The 15,441-nt window shown below is 49.2% G+C and carries 19 protein-coding genes; 17 read left to right on the forward strand and 2 right to left on the reverse strand.

The genetic code is table 11. The features are described from left to right. Positions 1-330: 330 nt before the first annotated feature. Positions 331-1,353: a phage portal protein gene (locus MHO82_RS21075; RefSeq protein ID WP_239187506.1), complete on the reverse strand. Its 1,023-nt coding sequence runs from the start codon at positions 1,351-1,353 to the stop codon at positions 331-333. A gap of 3 nt (positions 1,354-1,356) precedes the next feature. Further along, positions 1,357-3,150 carry a terminase family protein gene (locus MHO82_RS21080; RefSeq protein ID WP_239187508.1) on the reverse strand — a complete coding sequence of 598 codons (1,794 nt, stop codon included), beginning with the start codon at positions 3,148-3,150 and terminating at the stop codon, positions 1,357-1,359. Positions 3,151-3,326: 176 nt separating this feature from the next. Between MHO82_RS21080 and MHO82_RS21085 the strand changes: the two genes are divergently transcribed. From MHO82_RS21085 to MHO82_RS21165, 17 genes are all read left to right on the forward strand, one after another. Further along, on the forward strand, positions 3,327-4,241 hold the full coding sequence (locus MHO82_RS21085) for a GPO family capsid scaffolding protein (protein WP_239187510.1): 915 nt from the start codon (positions 3,327-3,329) through the stop codon (positions 4,239-4,241). Next, entirely contained in the window at positions 4,242-5,249 is a 1,008-nt protein-coding gene (locus MHO82_RS21090) for a phage major capsid protein, P2 family (protein WP_239187512.1), read from the forward strand. It begins immediately after the preceding gene. Between the two features lie 11 nt (positions 5,250-5,260). Next, complete coding sequence (gene gpM / locus MHO82_RS21095) at positions 5,261-5,974, forward strand: phage terminase small subunit (protein ID WP_239187514.1); 714 nt, start codon at positions 5,261-5,263, stop codon at positions 5,972-5,974. A 102-nt stretch (positions 5,975-6,076) separates the two neighbouring features. Beyond that, a complete protein-coding gene (locus MHO82_RS21100; protein ID WP_239187516.1) occupies positions 6,077-6,541 on the forward strand; it encodes a head completion/stabilization protein in 465 nt (154 codons plus the stop codon). Positions 6,542-6,550: 9 nt separating this feature from the next. Continuing rightward, on the forward strand, positions 6,551-7,078 hold the full coding sequence (locus MHO82_RS21105; RefSeq protein ID WP_239187518.1) for a phage tail protein: 528 nt from the start codon (positions 6,551-6,553) through the stop codon (positions 7,076-7,078). Further along, entirely contained in the window at positions 7,065-7,757 is a 693-nt protein-coding gene (locus MHO82_RS21110; protein ID WP_239187520.1) for a phage virion morphogenesis protein, read from the forward strand. Before MHO82_RS21105 ends, MHO82_RS21110 begins: the two co-directional genes overlap by 14 nt. A gap of 11 nt (positions 7,758-7,768) precedes the next feature. After that, on the forward strand, positions 7,769-8,884 hold the full coding sequence (locus tag MHO82_RS21115; RefSeq protein ID WP_239187522.1) for a DUF2586 domain-containing protein: 1,116 nt from the start codon (positions 7,769-7,771) through the stop codon (positions 8,882-8,884). Then, entirely contained in the window at positions 8,881-9,336 is a 456-nt protein-coding gene (locus tag MHO82_RS21120; RefSeq protein WP_239187524.1) for a phage protein, read from the forward strand. The genes MHO82_RS21115 and MHO82_RS21120 overlap by 4 nt, the downstream gene beginning before the upstream one ends. An 11-nt stretch (positions 9,337-9,347) precedes the next feature. Continuing rightward, positions 9,348-9,560, forward strand: coding sequence for a TraR/DksA C4-type zinc finger protein (locus MHO82_RS21125; RefSeq protein WP_239187526.1), 213 nt, complete (start codon positions 9,348-9,350; stop codon positions 9,558-9,560). Beyond that, positions 9,557-9,979, forward strand: a complete 423-nt coding sequence (locus MHO82_RS21130) for a DUF5675 family protein (protein ID WP_239187528.1) — start codon at positions 9,557-9,559, stop codon at positions 9,977-9,979. The genes MHO82_RS21125 and MHO82_RS21130 overlap by 4 nt, the downstream gene beginning before the upstream one ends. 2 nt (positions 9,980-9,981) lie before the next feature. Beyond that, positions 9,982-10,212 carry a hypothetical protein gene (locus MHO82_RS21135; protein WP_239187530.1) on the forward strand — a complete coding sequence of 77 codons (231 nt, stop codon included), beginning with the start codon at positions 9,982-9,984 and terminating at the stop codon, positions 10,210-10,212. 2 nt (positions 10,213-10,214) lie between these two features. After that, positions 10,215-10,442: a hypothetical protein gene (locus MHO82_RS21140; protein WP_239187532.1), complete on the forward strand. Its 228-nt coding sequence runs from the start codon at positions 10,215-10,217 to the stop codon at positions 10,440-10,442. After that, positions 10,439-10,702, forward strand: coding sequence for a putative phage tail assembly chaperone (locus MHO82_RS21145; protein WP_239187534.1), 264 nt, complete (start codon positions 10,439-10,441; stop codon positions 10,700-10,702). Before MHO82_RS21140 ends, MHO82_RS21145 begins: the two co-directional genes overlap by 4 nt. Positions 10,703-10,911: 209 nt before the next feature. Next, positions 10,912-13,353, forward strand: coding sequence for a phage tail tape measure protein (locus MHO82_RS21150; protein ID WP_275440714.1), 2,442 nt, complete (start codon positions 10,912-10,914; stop codon positions 13,351-13,353). Then, on the forward strand, positions 13,350-13,676 hold the full coding sequence (locus MHO82_RS21155) for a DUF2590 family protein (RefSeq protein WP_239187536.1): 327 nt from the start codon (positions 13,350-13,352) through the stop codon (positions 13,674-13,676). The genes MHO82_RS21150 and MHO82_RS21155 overlap by 4 nt, the downstream gene beginning before the upstream one ends. Beyond that, positions 13,673-14,857, forward strand: coding sequence for a baseplate J/gp47 family protein (locus MHO82_RS21160; protein WP_239187538.1), 1,185 nt, complete (start codon positions 13,673-13,675; stop codon positions 14,855-14,857). Before MHO82_RS21155 ends, MHO82_RS21160 begins: the two co-directional genes overlap by 4 nt. Then, complete coding sequence (locus tag MHO82_RS21165; RefSeq protein WP_239187540.1) at positions 14,850-15,440, forward strand: phage tail protein; 591 nt, start codon at positions 14,850-14,852, stop codon at positions 15,438-15,440. Before MHO82_RS21160 ends, MHO82_RS21165 begins: the two co-directional genes overlap by 8 nt. The last annotated feature ends 1 nt before the right edge of the window (position 15,441 follow it).

Here is a 15,441-nt window from a genome sequence, read left to right on the forward strand (position 1 = left end):
CACTTCAAAAAGACGCTATTAAGCCGCTAGCCCTTTAGGAATAACGGGGCTTAGCGAGTGTTAGCCCCGCTAAAAATGGCTTATAGGGCGGCTAGGAAAATTGCGAAGAGTGCAAAAAATTGCAAGAAATTGAAATTATGATGATCTCTAAAGATCTCATGGCTTTTTGTAAGTGTTTGATAAGTTGTTGTTTTTGTATTTTACGTCAGGTTTTTGGATGATCTGGCGTGTGTTTTAATGATCTGCTTTTAGGTTGTTCAGCCCTTATGGGGTAAGGGCTGAGCACTAATTGGAGGTTGAAAACAAAATTGCAAAAAATTTCAGTTCCATCTAAGCCGCTACGTTCGTTAAATCAAACTCAAGGTGCAGGTGTTTTGGCACTTCTGGGTCGTTGTTTACGGCATCCATGAACATTTCGCAGGCGGGGATAACCTCGTTTTTGCTGTATACATAATCAAATTTAATTGGGTCGCCACGGGTACCACCGTTTGGAATAATGGCCGCCAGTTCAACAGGGAATCGGTGGCCAGTGATCACCTCTTGCGCAGTGACGTTTTTGATTTTTTCGTATTCGTCTTTGGTGGCAATGTCGCCAACAGGAATTAATTGAATGCCTTTTTCATTGCCGTTTGGAATATTAATGAACATAGAACGGAAATTACCAACCCCACGGCTAGAGGCCATCTTTTTCTTTAAATCTTCTTCATCTTCGCGGCTGAGATTTGGATCCGTTGCGTAAAAAATGAAGCCCATGTGTAAGCCATTTTTGTAATAGCGTCGGCGGAACGTGGTGGAATCTTTACTGAGTAGGGCAGATTGAACACAGCCTAAATAATCTGGGCCACCATAAACTTGCTGCACCGGGTCATATTGCTTAATAAAAATGATGTCTTCTTTTTTGTAATTTCGCTGTTTGTCATCACGTTCTAAAAACGCAAAATCACCATTTTTACGCTTGCGAATATACATGGATGGCACAGGCCAAAGCCCAACCACTTTATTAAAATAATTACGGAGTTTCAGCACCGCCGTATCCCCAAACTCTAAGTAATCATGCACTGACGATTGGATTTGCTGTTTTTGCATTCCTCCTTTCACAAAGCGTCCAGAAATCATATTCCGCCGAGCCATTAAAATGGAACCATGGTAGGCATTAGCACGGGTCAGTTTATTCAGCCCAGCTCTATCCAGTGGTGGCTCCCAATAATCGCCATCGTCATTGTAATAAAGCTCGTTGTAATCGTAGTTGGTGAAATCTCTATTCATGATTTCAGGCTCACCAAAGCTAAACATGATGCTTTCATCATTAGGCTTATCTTGTGTTTGTGTCTCTTGTAAAGTTTGTTCTGTCATTGATTACATCTGCCAGGTTGATTTGCGTTTTGCCGTGTGATCGAGAGGCTCGTTGATAATGGCGTGAGAGATGGCCCAGAATGCATCGGCGTGGCCAGTTAATTCACTGCGCTCAGCTTTAAAGGTCATGTTGTTGCCACTATTGGTCGTCGCCCGTTTAATTGCCATAAAGGCCATTGCTATGTCTTTGTGCTCTGCATCAAATTGAATCCGGTTTGCTTCAACAACATCTATCATCTTCATCACTAAGCGGTTTTTACTTTCATTGCTGTAGGGAATGGCAACGGTCTCTCTTGGGTGTTTCACACTAAGAAGATCATAAACTCCGGCACCAATGCCAGTGGTGTCGATACCAAGGTAACTGACGTTGTAACGCTCGAAGACTTTAGAAACCTGAGTGGCTTGATACTGAAAATTAAGCCCCTTCCAATAGTGTTTTTCTAATACCCTGAACTTTTCTATCGCCACAAGAGGAGGCGCGATAACCACCAAACAGGCATTGTCTCGGGTTCGACTTGGATCATAACCAAGCCAAACTTCACGGCGCTCAAAAGGAAAATCAGCAGAAGGGTTGAAGTCTTGCCAGTGGCTGATGTCAATCATCGCCTTTTCGAGTGCAGAGAACTTAAATACGGAGCTGGCACCATCAACGAAAATACACATAAACAGATTATCGAAATCGTCTTTACTGTATTCGTCTCGAAGTTCTTCTATATCAAAAAGATCACAACCGCCTGCTGCGGCATCTTCAATCGTTACAACATATCGCCATTGCTTATCAGGGCAGAGCCGGCCGCCATCTCGGTATTCATCAAAGGTCGGAAATTCAATATTGGCTCGGGTATCGCGTCCACGTCGCCATTGGTCGCCCGTCCAAAATGGGTATGCTTGGTGCGTTTTGGCCGATGGGGTTGAAAAGTAAGTCTTACGCCATTTTTTATGCGTGGCCATGGCCGAAGCCAGTTTGTTCAGCTCATCAAATTTAGGTATCCAAAAATACTCATCCACATAAACGTGGCCATGATAACTTTGTGCGGTTTTAGAGTTGGTTGAGAGAAAGCGAAGTTCGGCCCCATTCGATAAAATGATCGGGTTACCCGTTAACTCAATACCTAAGAACTCTTCCGCAATGGCAATAATATAACTGCGGAACACTTCAGCCTGAGCGCGAGAAGCGGATAAAAATATTTGGTTATCGCCGGTTAAAACCGCGTTTTCTAACGCTTCACCACTGAAGTAATAGGTAGCACCAATTTGTCGTGACTTCAGAATATTACGAATGCGCTGATGTATGTTGTCGCGCATCGTATGCTGATATTCGAACAGTGAATCATGCCAGGTGGCAAAGTTCTCTTCTGTTAACTCTGAAATGTTATTCTTTTTGTTTTTCTTCTTTTTCGGCTTGTCGTCAGATTTGTTCGCCTGCGAGGTTTTGCCATTGCGTGTTGAAGGGGACTTTTTCTCTTGGGAAGGCGCGGGATTGACTTCAGAGCCGACGCCACCTTTCTGTTCTTGTGATCTGAATTTCTTCAGTTGTACATGGTGCTTAATCAGTCGATCAAGCATATCGAGCTGGCCTTTGGTTGGGTTCTCCAGCTCTAGCAAGGTTTCAATTCTGCGCGCTATTGATTCATCAACCGTTTGCTCGCGCAACATATCACGCCATCCGTATTTGTCAGCCCAGTGATAAAGAATACGGGTGCTGTTCAAACCTAATTCGGAAGCGATTTCTTTGGGTGTCCAAGCCTTTATATAAAGGGATCGGGCAGCGTGTCGAGTTTCATTTGAATATGCCATGCGCCAATCATACGCGCCAAAAACTTTCAAATAACAAGGTCGAATTCGGATGGATTCGGATATCGATTAAATCCGAATTTCCCGCTATTGAAGTGGCTGAAAGCACTCATTCAAAAGCGTATTGTTTGAGCCAAGACATACCTGACTGACAAATTAATATTAGGTAAATGACTCAAATGGCAAAAACCAGTGGTTGGAAAATTGTAGCGACAGAAGGTGCGACGGTAGATAAGCGCATCATCTCTGCTACGTGGATTAAGGATATGGCGGAAACCTATTCTCATGACAAATCCACAGCATTGATATGGCCTGAACATTACAAGGGTGATACGCCTTGGGGGCCATATGAAGGCAAGAACTGGGGTGTAGTTGAAGAACTGAAAGCTGAGAAGCGAGCAGGAAAACTTCGGTTACTCGCAAAGTTAACGCCAAATCACTATTTGCTATCGGCGAACAAAGACGGACAGAAGCTTTTCACCTCAGTTGAAGTTGACCCTGATTATTTAGGTACGGGTCGTTGTTACCTGCGTGGCTTGGCTGTAACAGATAAACCAGCAAGCACAGGAACAACGCGCCTCGCTTTCTCAACCGCGGAAGGTGAAGAGATTATTCGTGAAGTTAGCCAACTGGAAGAGCTGGATTTTTCAGAGTGTCAGTCTAAACCGAATTCATTGAGCAATTTCTTTTCTGCATTAGCGAGTCTGGCAATGCGTGGTGAGTTGCCTGGTGAATTGACAGCGTCAGAACAAGAACCAACTCCTAGTGAGGAAGAAGAAATGAAGCCAGAGCAATTTAGTGAGCTCATGGGAAAGCTTGACAGTATTGAATCCAAGCAGAACGCCCAAGAAACTAAAATCAGTGATCTTGCTGGGAAAGTTGAAGGTTTTTCAACTGAAGGCAAAAGCCCAGAAGAAGATAAAGACAAAGACTTCTCTGTGCAGCTATTCAGTGACGAACTGACAAAGCAGCTTTCACCAGTAATGGAAGAAGTACGTAGTCTTAAAACTCAGTTCGCCGAGCTAAAAGGTGAAAAGCCAGGCCAAAAGCCAGGTGAAGAAGGCGCTGATTCTGAAGTAATGGAGGTGGTGTAAGTGCTGAATGCTACTTCTACTCAATATTTAGAAGCCTATTGTCAAGCCGTTGCTAAAGCCGCAGGGGTTGAGGACGCTTCTAAGCAATTTAATATTACGCCAGTCATGGAGACAAAACTTCGCCAGGCCATTGTTGAATCCGATGCATTCTTGAATCGCATATCAAATATTCTTGTGGATCAGATCAAAGGCCAAGTGATTGATGTGGGCGACAGCGGCCTGCTGACCGGGCGAGTGAAAGACGGGCGATTTACGGCATCGTTAGATCAAAGTGGCAATACCTATGAGCTGTTCGAAACGGATTCTGGTGCACACATAAACTGGATAACCATGACCATTTGGGCAAACTCAGGTGGTAAAGGCCAGTGGACGAAGCTGATGAACAATGCCATCACACGGAACTTTGCGTTAGACAAATTGCGCATTGGTTTCCATGGCACTTCTGTTGCGGGTGAAAACACCGATCCAGTCGCGAATCCAATGGGGCAAGATGTCAACAAAGGCTGGTTGCAGCTGGCCAAGGAAAAAGCCTCATCACAAGTATTACTGAGCGCAAAATTAGATCCGACAGGCACAACGCCAGAGTCGTATAAAAATTTGGATTCACTCGTGAATGATTTGGTGAACACCACCATTCATGAAGTGCACCAAGGGGATCCGGATTTAATTGTCCTGATTGGCCGCAATTTGGTCGCCGCCGAGCAGCACCGTCTATTGGAGTCCGCCGAAGTCCCAACAGAGCATAAAGCGGCGCAAAGCCTCGCGAAAACCGTGGCAGGTAAAACGGTGTATACACCACCATTTTTCCCTCCTAACAGCATTTGGGTCACTAACCTGACGAACTTGCAGATATTGACGCAAAAAGGGACGCAGTGGCGTAAATCGCGTAACGAAGAAGATCGCAAACGTTTTGAAACGTCATATCTACGAATGGAAGGTTACGCGGTGGGGAACTACCACAAGTTTGCCGCTATCGAAGACGTGACCGTTGTCGAAGCAGCCGCATAAGGGGAAAGTACATGGTGAGCCCATTAGCTCGACAACGCCAGCAGATTATTAACCAGCAAGCGCAGGAAAAAGCCACCGTAATAACTGTGGCTAACACGAACAGCTTGCATCTATTACTGGCGGAATTAGAAACCGATGAAAAAGTCCTGAAAGGCTTGAATCGTATTGATGAAAAGGTGGCGCACAAACGTGATGTGTTGGTGCCTAAATACCGCGAGGCCATTGAAGCGTACTTAGCCGGTGAAGACACCTTTGATAACCCACTGCTCGCCAAAATGGTGATCTGGTTATTTGATATCGGGGATTTAGAGACCGCCATCAAGTGGTGTGATATCGCCATCGAACGGGAGTTAGATACACCGGAGCGATTTAAGCGCGATTTTGCCACGTTCTGTGCCGATGAAGTCTTGGCCTGGTCAGAAAAAATGGCCGCTCAAGGGCACTCCGTTGAGCCGTATTTCACCACCGTGTTCAATAAAGTTCGCCATGAGTGGCGTATCCACGAAAAGCCCACCGCGAAGTGGTTTAAGTTTGCGGGCTTAAGGCTATTGAATGATGACAAAGGCAAACCCGTGGCGTCATCCGTTGGCAGTGTGGAAACCTTAAACGAAGCTCTGGCTTTGCTGACCGAAGCAAATAATCAATATGCGGCCATTGGTGTGACGACTCACATCGACAAAATTCATCAGCGTATCCGAGCGCTGGAATCGAGCAACAATCTGTAACAGCTCCTACGCCACCGCGCCTCGGCTGGCAAGAGTGCAATAGCAACAGCTCATTGTGACTCGTTGACCAGTGGCCAGAGGCGCACCTATTAAGGAGGTTGAATGTTTAACGGCAAACCGACCAGCAGTTATCAGGACACCGAAATCGACAATGATGGCTTTTGGCCCAATTTGAATGTCGGTGATTTTGAAAAACGCCGTGGTATTCCAGCGGACATGGATGCCGAAAGCGTGGCGTTTTCTCTGGCGGCCGCGGTGAGCCAAATCAACATTGAATTAACCACCGTGAAAGCGGGGTATCAGGCCGAAGGCATTCAGAGCGCCGCCGACATCCCAGGGCTGCCTAAAGTACTCGGCAAGAATAATGTCGTTATCTTGTATGAAAAAGCGGTGTTTGCTCGTGCTAAAGCCGACATGGTGTCGGAGTTCGCCAGCGTGCAAACCAAAGAGGCGGGGGATCGACTGTCGGAAAATGAGCGCGACATTACCGACCGCTTATTGGCCGAAAGCCAGCAACACATTCGCGCCATGAGTGGCCACAGTCGCTGTGGAATAGGGTTGTTATAACGAGGGCTGATGGTGAGCGAACCCCTGAATCAGGCACAAGCGGGTTACATGTTGCAGCTGTTGAACTTGCATTTAAGTAACACCACCGATGCGCGTTTGCATCAGCACATGGAATGTTGGATGGAAGATGTCGAGCTGACACTCGCGCCAAAGCATCAAGGCCATGGCATGGACATCGGTTTTATGCGTTACAACGCGGTGTTTAGTTTTGAGCGTTTTCCTTTTAAAAAGCAGAGCCCAGCGGTGGTGATGGCCAATGTCATGGCCTGGTTAGACGACCACGATGAATATTTTGAAAAGTTTGAGTTAGCCAAGCCCAGTTTTGATATTGAACCGGAAAGTGATGACACCGTGGTGATGACCATCGAAGTGGAGTTGATGGAACGACTTTCTGTGGTGGAAGCGCCAGATGGGGAGATTCATTGGCGAAATAAGCGATGGACCAATGCGCCTTACGACGTGTGGTACGCCGAGAACATTGCGATTTACAGCAAGACCAATCCACCCAGTTTGGTGACGCCAGATGATCAAAATTAATGTGGATAAGCAATCGGAAGTCAGCACAAAAAATTGGCTGAAGTCGTTGATGATGACCAAGCCACAGCGAAAAAAAGCACTGCAAAAAATAGCGCAAGCCAATATTCGTAAATCAAGAGCGAATCGATTTAGACAAAAAGATCCAGATGGCCAAGTGTGGAAAAAAAGGAAGCGTCAGCCTTCAAGGCAAATGCAAGCCTCTTTAGGTCGCTTTATTGGGGTGACACAAAACAATGGCCATACCGCCACCATTAGTTGGCGGAACCGAAGGTCCGCACAAGTCGCGTACATCCATCACCATGGGGTGCGGCTCAAAGGCAATAGAGCACAAGCCATCAATGCTCTTAATGCGGAAAAAACAGAGTCAATCAAGACAGAGCAAGGCGATACGGTTCAAGGCTGTACCAAGCATCAAGCTTTGAAGTTGAGAAGGTTGGGGTTTTCTATTTGGTCTGCTCGTCTTAACCCTAAAGCGCCAAAAGGCAAGCGCACCAAGCCCAATGCGACGTGGATTTATCAACATGTGAGCATGCAGGAAGCGAGTGTAGCCTTGCGTCACTTGAAGGGGAATGAGGGTAAATCAACATGGGATATTCCAATGCCTAAACGCCCATTTGTTGAGGTTAACCATAAGGTGTCACAGAAAGCCACCATGAAACATGTCTTTGGACAACAATAAGAGGGATCACCATGGCGTGGCCAATCGTACAAATTAATGCCCAAAACCAGAAACAAGGGCCCGTGACCGAAGTCGAACGTCACTTTCTCTTTGTTGGGGTGGGCACCAAGAACGCGGGTCAATTACTTTCGGTCAATACCCAATCAGAACTGGCCGCGTTGCTGGATGAGGGCTCAGCCCTCAAAGCCAATGTGGAAGCGGCGATGTTGAACGCGGGCCAAAACTGGAGTGCGGCGGTGTATGTGCTGTCGGCCCCTGAAAATTGGGTGGACGCAGTGCACCTTGCTCAGCAAACCCAAAGTTTTGAAGCGGTGGTGTTAACGGTACCCACCACTGAGCAAGCCACCATTACGGCGGCCCAAGCCTTGTACCATGAATTGATCGCCAAATACGGTCGATGGACTTTCATGATGTTGTGCTCGCCAGGCATCGATGCCAACACCCAAACGTGGGCCGATTACGAAGCCGCCACCGTGGCGATTCAGGACACCATAGCCGCCGATGGCGTGATGCTGGTACCACAACTTTTCCCAGATGCACTGGGGAAATTGGCAGGTCGATTGTGTAGCAGAGCCGTGTCCATTGCCGATACGCCTATGCGGGTGAAAACTGGGCCATTGATTGGGGACGTCACTTTACCAGTGGACAGCTCGGGAGCGGTACTGACCACCGCCACATTGCAAACTTTAGAGCAAAATCGGTTGTCGGTTCCAGCGTGGTTTCCGGATTATGAGGGCATTTACTGGGCCGATGGCCGCATGTTGGACGTGGAAGGCGGGGATTTTCAAGTGGTGGAATACCGCCGCATCATCGACAAAATCGCCCGTCGTATTCGTTTGATTGCTCTCGCTGATGTCGGGGACCGAGCTTTCAACAGCACCCCAGCCAGTACGGCGCGAGCCAAAGCGCGTTATTGCCGCCCACTGCGTGAAATGGCGGTGTCAGCCACGGTGAGGGATGTGGTGTTCCCTGGGGAAATCGAATCACCCAGCTCCGACGACATTTCGATTGTGTGGGAAAACAAGCAATCGGTGGGGATTTACATGCAGGCCAAACCCAAAGATTGCCCCAAAACCATCACTGCCAATTTGATGCTGGATTTGAGTAACCCAGGAGAAAGCCAATGAACAAACGGATTTCAGGCTTAAGTTTTGATGTGGACATTCACGGCACCCTCATCCATGTCGAAAAAGCGTCCGTGTCCATTTCGGATGAGAGCACCGCCGCCCAAACTCGCGGGGTGCCGGATGGTTATACCGACGGTGCGGTGAGCGCCGATGTGGAATACGAACTTGATACAAAAAACTTCAAGCTACTGGGGGAAGCGGCCAAAAAAGCAGGCAGTTGGCGCGCGATTGACCCTCATGATTGCCTGTTTTATGCCAATACGGGCAAAGACGAATTAGAAATTGAAGTGTTTGGGGTCAAATTGCTCATCGACAGTTTGCTTGATCTCGACCCATCTTCCACCGACAAATCGAAACACAAAATCAAAGGCATCGTGACCAGCCCAAGTTTTATCGAGATTGACGGGGTGCCTTATTTGAGCAAACAAGACACGCGCAACTTACTGGATTAACAGGGGGATAAATGGATGTTCTCGACAGAGCCAGCGAGATTGAAGCCAAACAGCGCCAAATGGCGATCGCCCGCCATCGGAAAAATCAGGTGCCGTCGTCACAAACGAGTGCCAAAACGTGCCAAGAATGTGACGTGGCCATTCCTGTAAAACGCCAAGAACTGGTGCCTGGCTGCCAGCATTGCGCTCGCTGCCAGAGTTTGATTGAACAAGGAGCTTTATGAAATCGTTTATCTTAAAACGTCGTTACTTTGAACACGGTACCTTTTCGACCTTGCATCGACCGGACGGCAGTCAAGTCTGTGTGGTGTTAGAACGATCATGGCAGAACAACCAGCCCAATGTGTCGTGTATTCCAGAAGGCACCTATCACATGCTGCCTCATCACAGCCCTAAGTTTGGCGATTGTTATGCCTTAGAAGAAGCCAAGTTAGGCGTGACCCGTTTTGGCCCTAGCACGCGCACCCATGTGCTGATGCACAAAGCCAATAAAGTGTCGCAGTTGCAAGGCTGTTTGGCCCCCGGTGTGGCGTTTGGGGTACTCGATGGTGAGTGGGCGGTACTCAATTCAACCAGTGCTTTTAATTGTGTTATGGCGGAGCTGGATGGCGAGCCATGTTTATTAACCATCGTGAAGGATTAACCATGAATTTTGTAACCAGTGTTTTACTGAAAACCTTATATGAAGTGCTAAAAAGCCTCGTAACGTCGCTGTCCTGGACCGTGATAGTGGAGCGTTTTGCCACGCGGTTGGTGATATGGGGGCTGGAAAAGCTCAAGAACTTAACCACCAATGATGTGGTGCAAGACACCGTGGATGATGTGATTGCGTCCTTGCAAGGCAAACGACTGAAAGAGATTCCACCACGGGAGTAGCCATGGAACCAGATTGGATAAATGCCAGCGTGGGGGTCATTTCCCTCGTGATCATATTGGCGGGTTTGGTGTTCAAACAGGCGAAAGAGCTGTCGGACTACAAAACCCACGTGGCGGAAACCTACGCCACCAAAGAAGAAGTGAAAGACTTAACCGAGCGGTTAGAGCGACAAATTGAAACGGGCTTTAACCGCGTGTATGAAATCCTCAGTAAAAGAGAAACCGCATGACTAAAAGAATTATTGTACTCGGCGTAGCAGGTATGGATATTCGTTTTGAACCAACCCTAGCGGCGTTCAATAAACTCACCAATGAAACCACGCCTTTCGATAAGGTTGCCCCAGCCACTAACTATTTGCGCCGCATCGTGCACAAAGACGATAAAGACGCTTTAGATGACGCCCTGAAATTGCCAGGGGCCGTGATGGCGCTGGCAGGAAAAATTAATGAACAATTCCAAGGTGATTTGGACATCGAAGTAAAGAACTGATCCGCCACGCCGAGGCGATAGAGCACAACGAGCTTGAGCAGGTATTGGCGCTGAAAGCCCATTACCTGCCACACGAACCCGACACCACCGAAAATCTCGCCCGCGCCTTATGGCTTTCCAAACACAACGCCCTTGTGGTGGCACAAGGCATCGCTAAAGCGTTTAACCCAGAGGACTGATCCTGAGTGAATTCGGTTGAAAAATTAATGATGCAAATTGGTCTGCAAGACTATGCGACCAAACCACTTCAAGGGATCCAAAAAACGGTCACGCAAACGGCCGATATTGGGCGCGAGAGCTGGGAAAGCATCGCCGGAGGCGCGGCGGGGTTGGTGGCTTCGGGGTTTGCCATTCAACAGGCGCTCATGCCCGCCATTGAAATGGACCGCGTGTTGGGGGAAGTGAAAGCCCTTGGCGTGATGGATGACGATTTACAGTCGCTGCAAAAAACCGCTTTAGACTTCTCCACTAAATACGGTCAGTCGGCCACGGAATTTGTGAATCACAGTGGCTTGATGTTAGATGCGTTGGGGGAGATGAGTGGCGACGTTCTGGCGGACGTGACGCAAAACTCGGCCACCTTGGCGGTGGCGATGAAGTCGGATGCGGACACCGTCAGCAACTACATGAAAACGGTTTACGGCAATTACAAATCGGACGCCGAAGCCATGGGCAAAGGCCAATTTACGGCGGTGGTCGCGGGAATGACGGCGGAAGCCAAAAACCTGTATGGCATTGGCATGTCGGAAATCGAGGGCATGGTGGATGGCATGCATTCATTAACGTCCAGCCTCGGGGTGGATTTTTCTGAGCAACTGGCGGTGTTTGGTGTCTTGCGTGGCCAGATGTCAGAAGGGGACGCCGTAACCCAATACACCAACTACTTAGAAGGGGTGGCGGGGGCGCAAGAGAAGCTGGGGATCAGCTTTACCAATACCGAAGGTAAGCTTCTGCCCATGGTGGATGTGCTGGGTAAAATCGAAGCGCTAACGAGTGGCATGTCGGGGTTAGAAGCACGTGCGTTTTTGGATGATGCTGGGTTGGGGGACGGCAGTTTGATGCTCATGAGCCTGATCAAAGAAAAAGCGCAATTTCAGCAGGGCTTAACCCGGTTTAATGCGGTTCAAGGCGTGGCACCCGCCAGCGACATGGCCGGGACCATGACAGATCAATGGGAGCGCCTTGAAGCCAGTTGGTTTGCTGTTCGTGCAGGGGCGTTTGGCCTGATTTTACCCGCCATTAATGGCGTCGTGGGGGCCATGGCCGATGGGCTGGCCACCGTGACTCACTGGACGGAAGCGTTTCCGACTTTAACCAGTTATTTGGGCTATGCGTCCCTCGTCATTATTGGCGGGGCTGCGGTGTACGGTGCCTACAGTTTGGCCATGGGAACCAGTAAGTTGGCCATGCAAGCACTGAAAGTGCCTTTGTTGTTGACCAAAACCAGTGTGCTGAAAGTCAGCGGAGCGTACACCAAAGCCAAATGGTCATTGTGGGCGTTTAACTACAGCCTGTTAAAGCAAGGGGTGTACGTCAAAGGGGCGTCATTGGCCAACAAAGCTTACGCTGTTTCCACTTTCTTAGTGGATAAAGCACTGATGGCGGCGTCCGGTGGCTTGAAAGCGTTTGGCCTTACCGCACTGAAAAGTACCGCCATGATGCTGGCCAACCCGCTTTTTTGGATCCCTGCTGCCATTGTGGCGGTTGGGGTGGCGGCGTACGCGTTAATCACCCATTGGGATGCGTTGGTTTCTGCACTGAGTGATTGGTATGTCTTCCAGCAGTTGGGGGTATTGGTCAACGAGCTGAGCCACTATTTTGAAGTGGGGTTTGCCTATATTGGCACGGTGTGGGATGACGTGACCGACAGCATTGCCAGTAACCCCGTTTTTCAAATGGTGGTTTCCGAGCTGGATTGGTTCATGAGCCGAGCGTCGGGTGTCTTTCAAGGCATGGTTTTGGTGGGCAAAGGCGCTTGGAAATTACTGGGGGCAGCGGTGCAGTGGTTTATCACCCCTTTCCTTGCTGCCTGGGACGTTGGTCGAGGCTTTATGGCGTTTCTCAAAGACGGGCCAGAAGCTGCGATGCAAATTTGGGGCAACATCCCAGCCCGTTTCGGGGCCATTTGGCAGCAAGTGGGGGACGGATTTGGGCTGGTATACGATGGCATTTGTCTGTTCGTGGATGCCGGACTGGACGTGTTGCAGATGCTGGGGTCGCCGTTTCTGTGGCTGCAAGATCTCGGCCTGTCCTTGTTTGATGGTTTAGTACAAGGTTGGGCACAGTTCTCGGAGTATTTAGCCAGCATGTCACCGTTTGATGTGGTGGGCGATGGCATTGATTTTCTCATCGACAAAATCAACTTATTGCCTGGCATTCACATTGGCTCTGACGTGGATTCACCTGTGTTGCCAAGTCACCAAGCCATTGAAGACGAAAGGCGACGAACCGAGCGTAACCGACCGATCTCAAATTACCTTAACGGTGGTAAAGGTACCTCGCCTAACGTGTTCGGTTATCTCGGTCAGATGGCGGGCAACACTCACACGGACAACAGCAAAACCCAGCACGTGGGGGACGTCTACATTACTCAGCAGCAACCGTTTACCCGCAGCGAATTGTCAGAATGGATGGAGCTCGATACCCCATGAGTCAGAAATACACCGATCTCTTGGTTAACGATGGCGGCATTGACTTTGATGCGGGCCAGCAGCCTGTGTACACCAGTGACGTGAACAGCATTGCGCAAGATGTGAAACACGCCATCTTAGAAAGTGGCCTACTGAGAGAGTTACAGGCGGAGCGTAACCGCACCTTGCGAGCCGATGTATTAACGCGCATTGAAATGCTGATTGAAACCGACAAACGTATTGTGCCTGGCACCGCCGAAGTGGCCGAGCAGTCAGCAGAGCAGCTTTGGCTATTTGCCAACACGCTGGAGTACGGACACATTAAGATGGACATACCACAATGAATCAGCGTCCTGAGATTGATTTTACTCAATTGATTGCCAATGAAGGCATTCCCACCACGGAAGAAGCCATTGCCATCGAACTGGAAAAAGAGGTGGTGGCCGCAGGCAGTAAAGTATCAAACGACAGCCGAATGTCGCCGTTTTGGCGTTTGGTCAAAGCGGTGGTGATCACCCCCACACAGTGGTTGATTGATACATTATTGGCCAATCATGTGTTGCCCAATACGTTTGCGGCCACCGCACAAGGCATGTACCTCGACTTAAAAGCCTGGGATGTGGATTTAGAGCGCAAAGCCGCCACAAAAACGCGGGGGATGATCACGTTCTTTAAGGCCGTGCCTGACAACCCCATTGTGATCCCCAAAGGCACGGTGGTGGAAACCGACCGGATTGAAGACACCATTTATCGTTTGGTGGTCATCAATGATGTGTTGATCGAGGCTAACCAGCCAAGCGGGCAGGTGGTGTGTGAAGCCGAGTTCGCGGGCAGCGGGTATAACTTACCTGCGGGGTATTACGCCATTTTACCTGTGGGGGTGTCGGGCATTACCCATGCTGTCAACCAAGCGGATTGGATCACCGCACCTGGCTCGGATTTGGAAGACGATGAAGCCTTGTCGTTGCGCATTCGTAATCAGTTCAGTGTGGTGGGGCGTTATCACATCGATGCGATTTATCGTTCGATGTTGGCGTCTGTGGCGGGGGTCAGAAGCGATCAGATTTATTTTTTGCACGATGCACCGCGTGGGCCAGGGACCGCCAATGCCTATATTTTGATGGATGTCGGGCCAACCCCAAGCCATTTGTTGGAGCAGCTGAATCAATATGTGATGACCGATGGCAATCACGGCCACGGCGATGACGTGTTGTGCTTGGCGTTGCCAGACACCTTTCATACGGTCACGGTGACCATTTGGGCCAAACCCAATGTCAGTGACGCGCGCAAAGCCGCGTTGAAAACGGAAGTGGAAAACCGCATACGGGCGGCATTTCGGGAGAGCGACAGTTATCAATCGGTGACGCGGACCTATCCGGCCTCAACGTTTTCTTTCAGTAAATTAACGGAAGAAATTCACACCCCATTAAACACGGATTTATTGAGCGTGAGTTTTGAAAATGCAGACATTGTCAGTGCGCTGGATGTCCCAAGATTGACCAAGGTGGTGGTGAACGATGGCTGAGAACCCGAACCATGAGGAGAAGGCACCGCCACTGGGGAGCGCATCCGTGCCATGGTGGATGGACGGGCGCACTCTGGCTGACACGCTCAAAGAGCCGCACTTTTTAACAGAGGGCATCATGGGATTTTGGGCCCGCCTTCGTGGTTGGTTGTTGTATCCCTTATCTCAACTCGATCCCATGACGTGCAGTGAAACGGTTTTGGATGTTCTGGCGTGGGACCGAGATGTGACCCGATTCACTGACGAGCCCGTGAGTTTGTTTCGTAAGCGAGTGAAATACGCCTTTTTGAATGCCCGAGACGCCGGTGAAAAAAAGGGCTTCATTCGGATTTTTCAGCGCCTTGGTGTCGGTGTGGTGGAAATTGACGAACGGACCCCAGGCCGAGATTGGGACATCATCACCATTCGCTTAAGCGATTCCCAACTGTCAGAGAATTACGCGCTGCTCGAACAATTGTTGCAGCAATACGGGCGAACCTGTCGCCGTTATGAATATCAGGTGATCAGCACCACCCCATTGCACATGCACTCGTCCCTGATGGACTGGGAGCATCAATGTACCGTCGTGACCTTAGAGGAGTAAC

The sequence above is a fragment of the Vibrio sp. Of7-15 genome, assembly GCF_022347565.1.
Taxonomy (GTDB): domain Bacteria; phylum Pseudomonadota; class Gammaproteobacteria; order Enterobacterales; family Vibrionaceae; genus NORP241.

What these genes read in the sequence shown, in the direction of transcription:
- MHO82_RS21105 (WP_239187518.1), top strand. Translation starts at nt 6,551, where the DNA reads ATGGTGAGCGAACCCCTGAATCAGGCACAAGCGGGTTACATGTTGCAG.
- MHO82_RS21115 (WP_239187522.1), top strand. Translation starts at nt 7,769, where the DNA reads ATGGCGTGGCCAATCGTACAAATTAATGCCCAAAACCAGAAACAAGGG.
- MHO82_RS21140 (WP_239187532.1), top strand. Translation starts at nt 10,215, where the DNA reads ATGGAACCAGATTGGATAAATGCCAGCGTGGGGGTCATTTCCCTCGTG.
- MHO82_RS21145 (WP_239187534.1), top strand. Translation starts at nt 10,439, where the DNA reads ATGACTAAAAGAATTATTGTACTCGGCGTAGCAGGTATGGATATTCGT.
- MHO82_RS21160 (WP_239187538.1), top strand. Translation starts at nt 13,673, where the DNA reads ATGAATCAGCGTCCTGAGATTGATTTTACTCAATTGATTGCCAATGAA.
- gpM (WP_239187514.1), top strand. Translation starts at nt 5,261, where the DNA reads ATGGTGAGCCCATTAGCTCGACAACGCCAGCAGATTATTAACCAGCAA.
- MHO82_RS21100 (WP_239187516.1), top strand. Translation starts at nt 6,077, where the DNA reads ATGTTTAACGGCAAACCGACCAGCAGTTATCAGGACACCGAAATCGAC.
- MHO82_RS21135 (WP_239187530.1), top strand. Translation starts at nt 9,982, where the DNA reads ATGAATTTTGTAACCAGTGTTTTACTGAAAACCTTATATGAAGTGCTA.
- MHO82_RS21130 (WP_239187528.1), top strand. Translation starts at nt 9,557, where the DNA reads ATGAAATCGTTTATCTTAAAACGTCGTTACTTTGAACACGGTACCTTT.
- MHO82_RS21080 (WP_239187508.1), bottom strand. Translation starts at nt 3,150, where the DNA reads ATGGCATATTCAAATGAAACTCGACACGCTGCCCGATCCCTTTATATA.
- MHO82_RS21150 (WP_275440714.1), top strand. Translation starts at nt 10,912, where the DNA reads ATGCAAATTGGTCTGCAAGACTATGCGACCAAACCACTTCAAGGGATC.
- MHO82_RS21125 (WP_239187526.1), top strand. Translation starts at nt 9,348, where the DNA reads ATGGATGTTCTCGACAGAGCCAGCGAGATTGAAGCCAAACAGCGCCAA.
- MHO82_RS21085 (WP_239187510.1), top strand. Translation starts at nt 3,327, where the DNA reads ATGGCAAAAACCAGTGGTTGGAAAATTGTAGCGACAGAAGGTGCGACG.
- MHO82_RS21110 (WP_239187520.1), top strand. Translation starts at nt 7,065, where the DNA reads ATGATCAAAATTAATGTGGATAAGCAATCGGAAGTCAGCACAAAAAAT.
- MHO82_RS21165 (WP_239187540.1), top strand. Translation starts at nt 14,850, where the DNA reads ATGGCTGAGAACCCGAACCATGAGGAGAAGGCACCGCCACTGGGGAGC.
- MHO82_RS21120 (WP_239187524.1), top strand. Translation starts at nt 8,881, where the DNA reads ATGAACAAACGGATTTCAGGCTTAAGTTTTGATGTGGACATTCACGGC.
- MHO82_RS21075 (WP_239187506.1), bottom strand. Translation starts at nt 1,353, where the DNA reads ATGACAGAACAAACTTTACAAGAGACACAAACACAAGATAAGCCTAAT.
- MHO82_RS21155 (WP_239187536.1), top strand. Translation starts at nt 13,350, where the DNA reads ATGAGTCAGAAATACACCGATCTCTTGGTTAACGATGGCGGCATTGAC.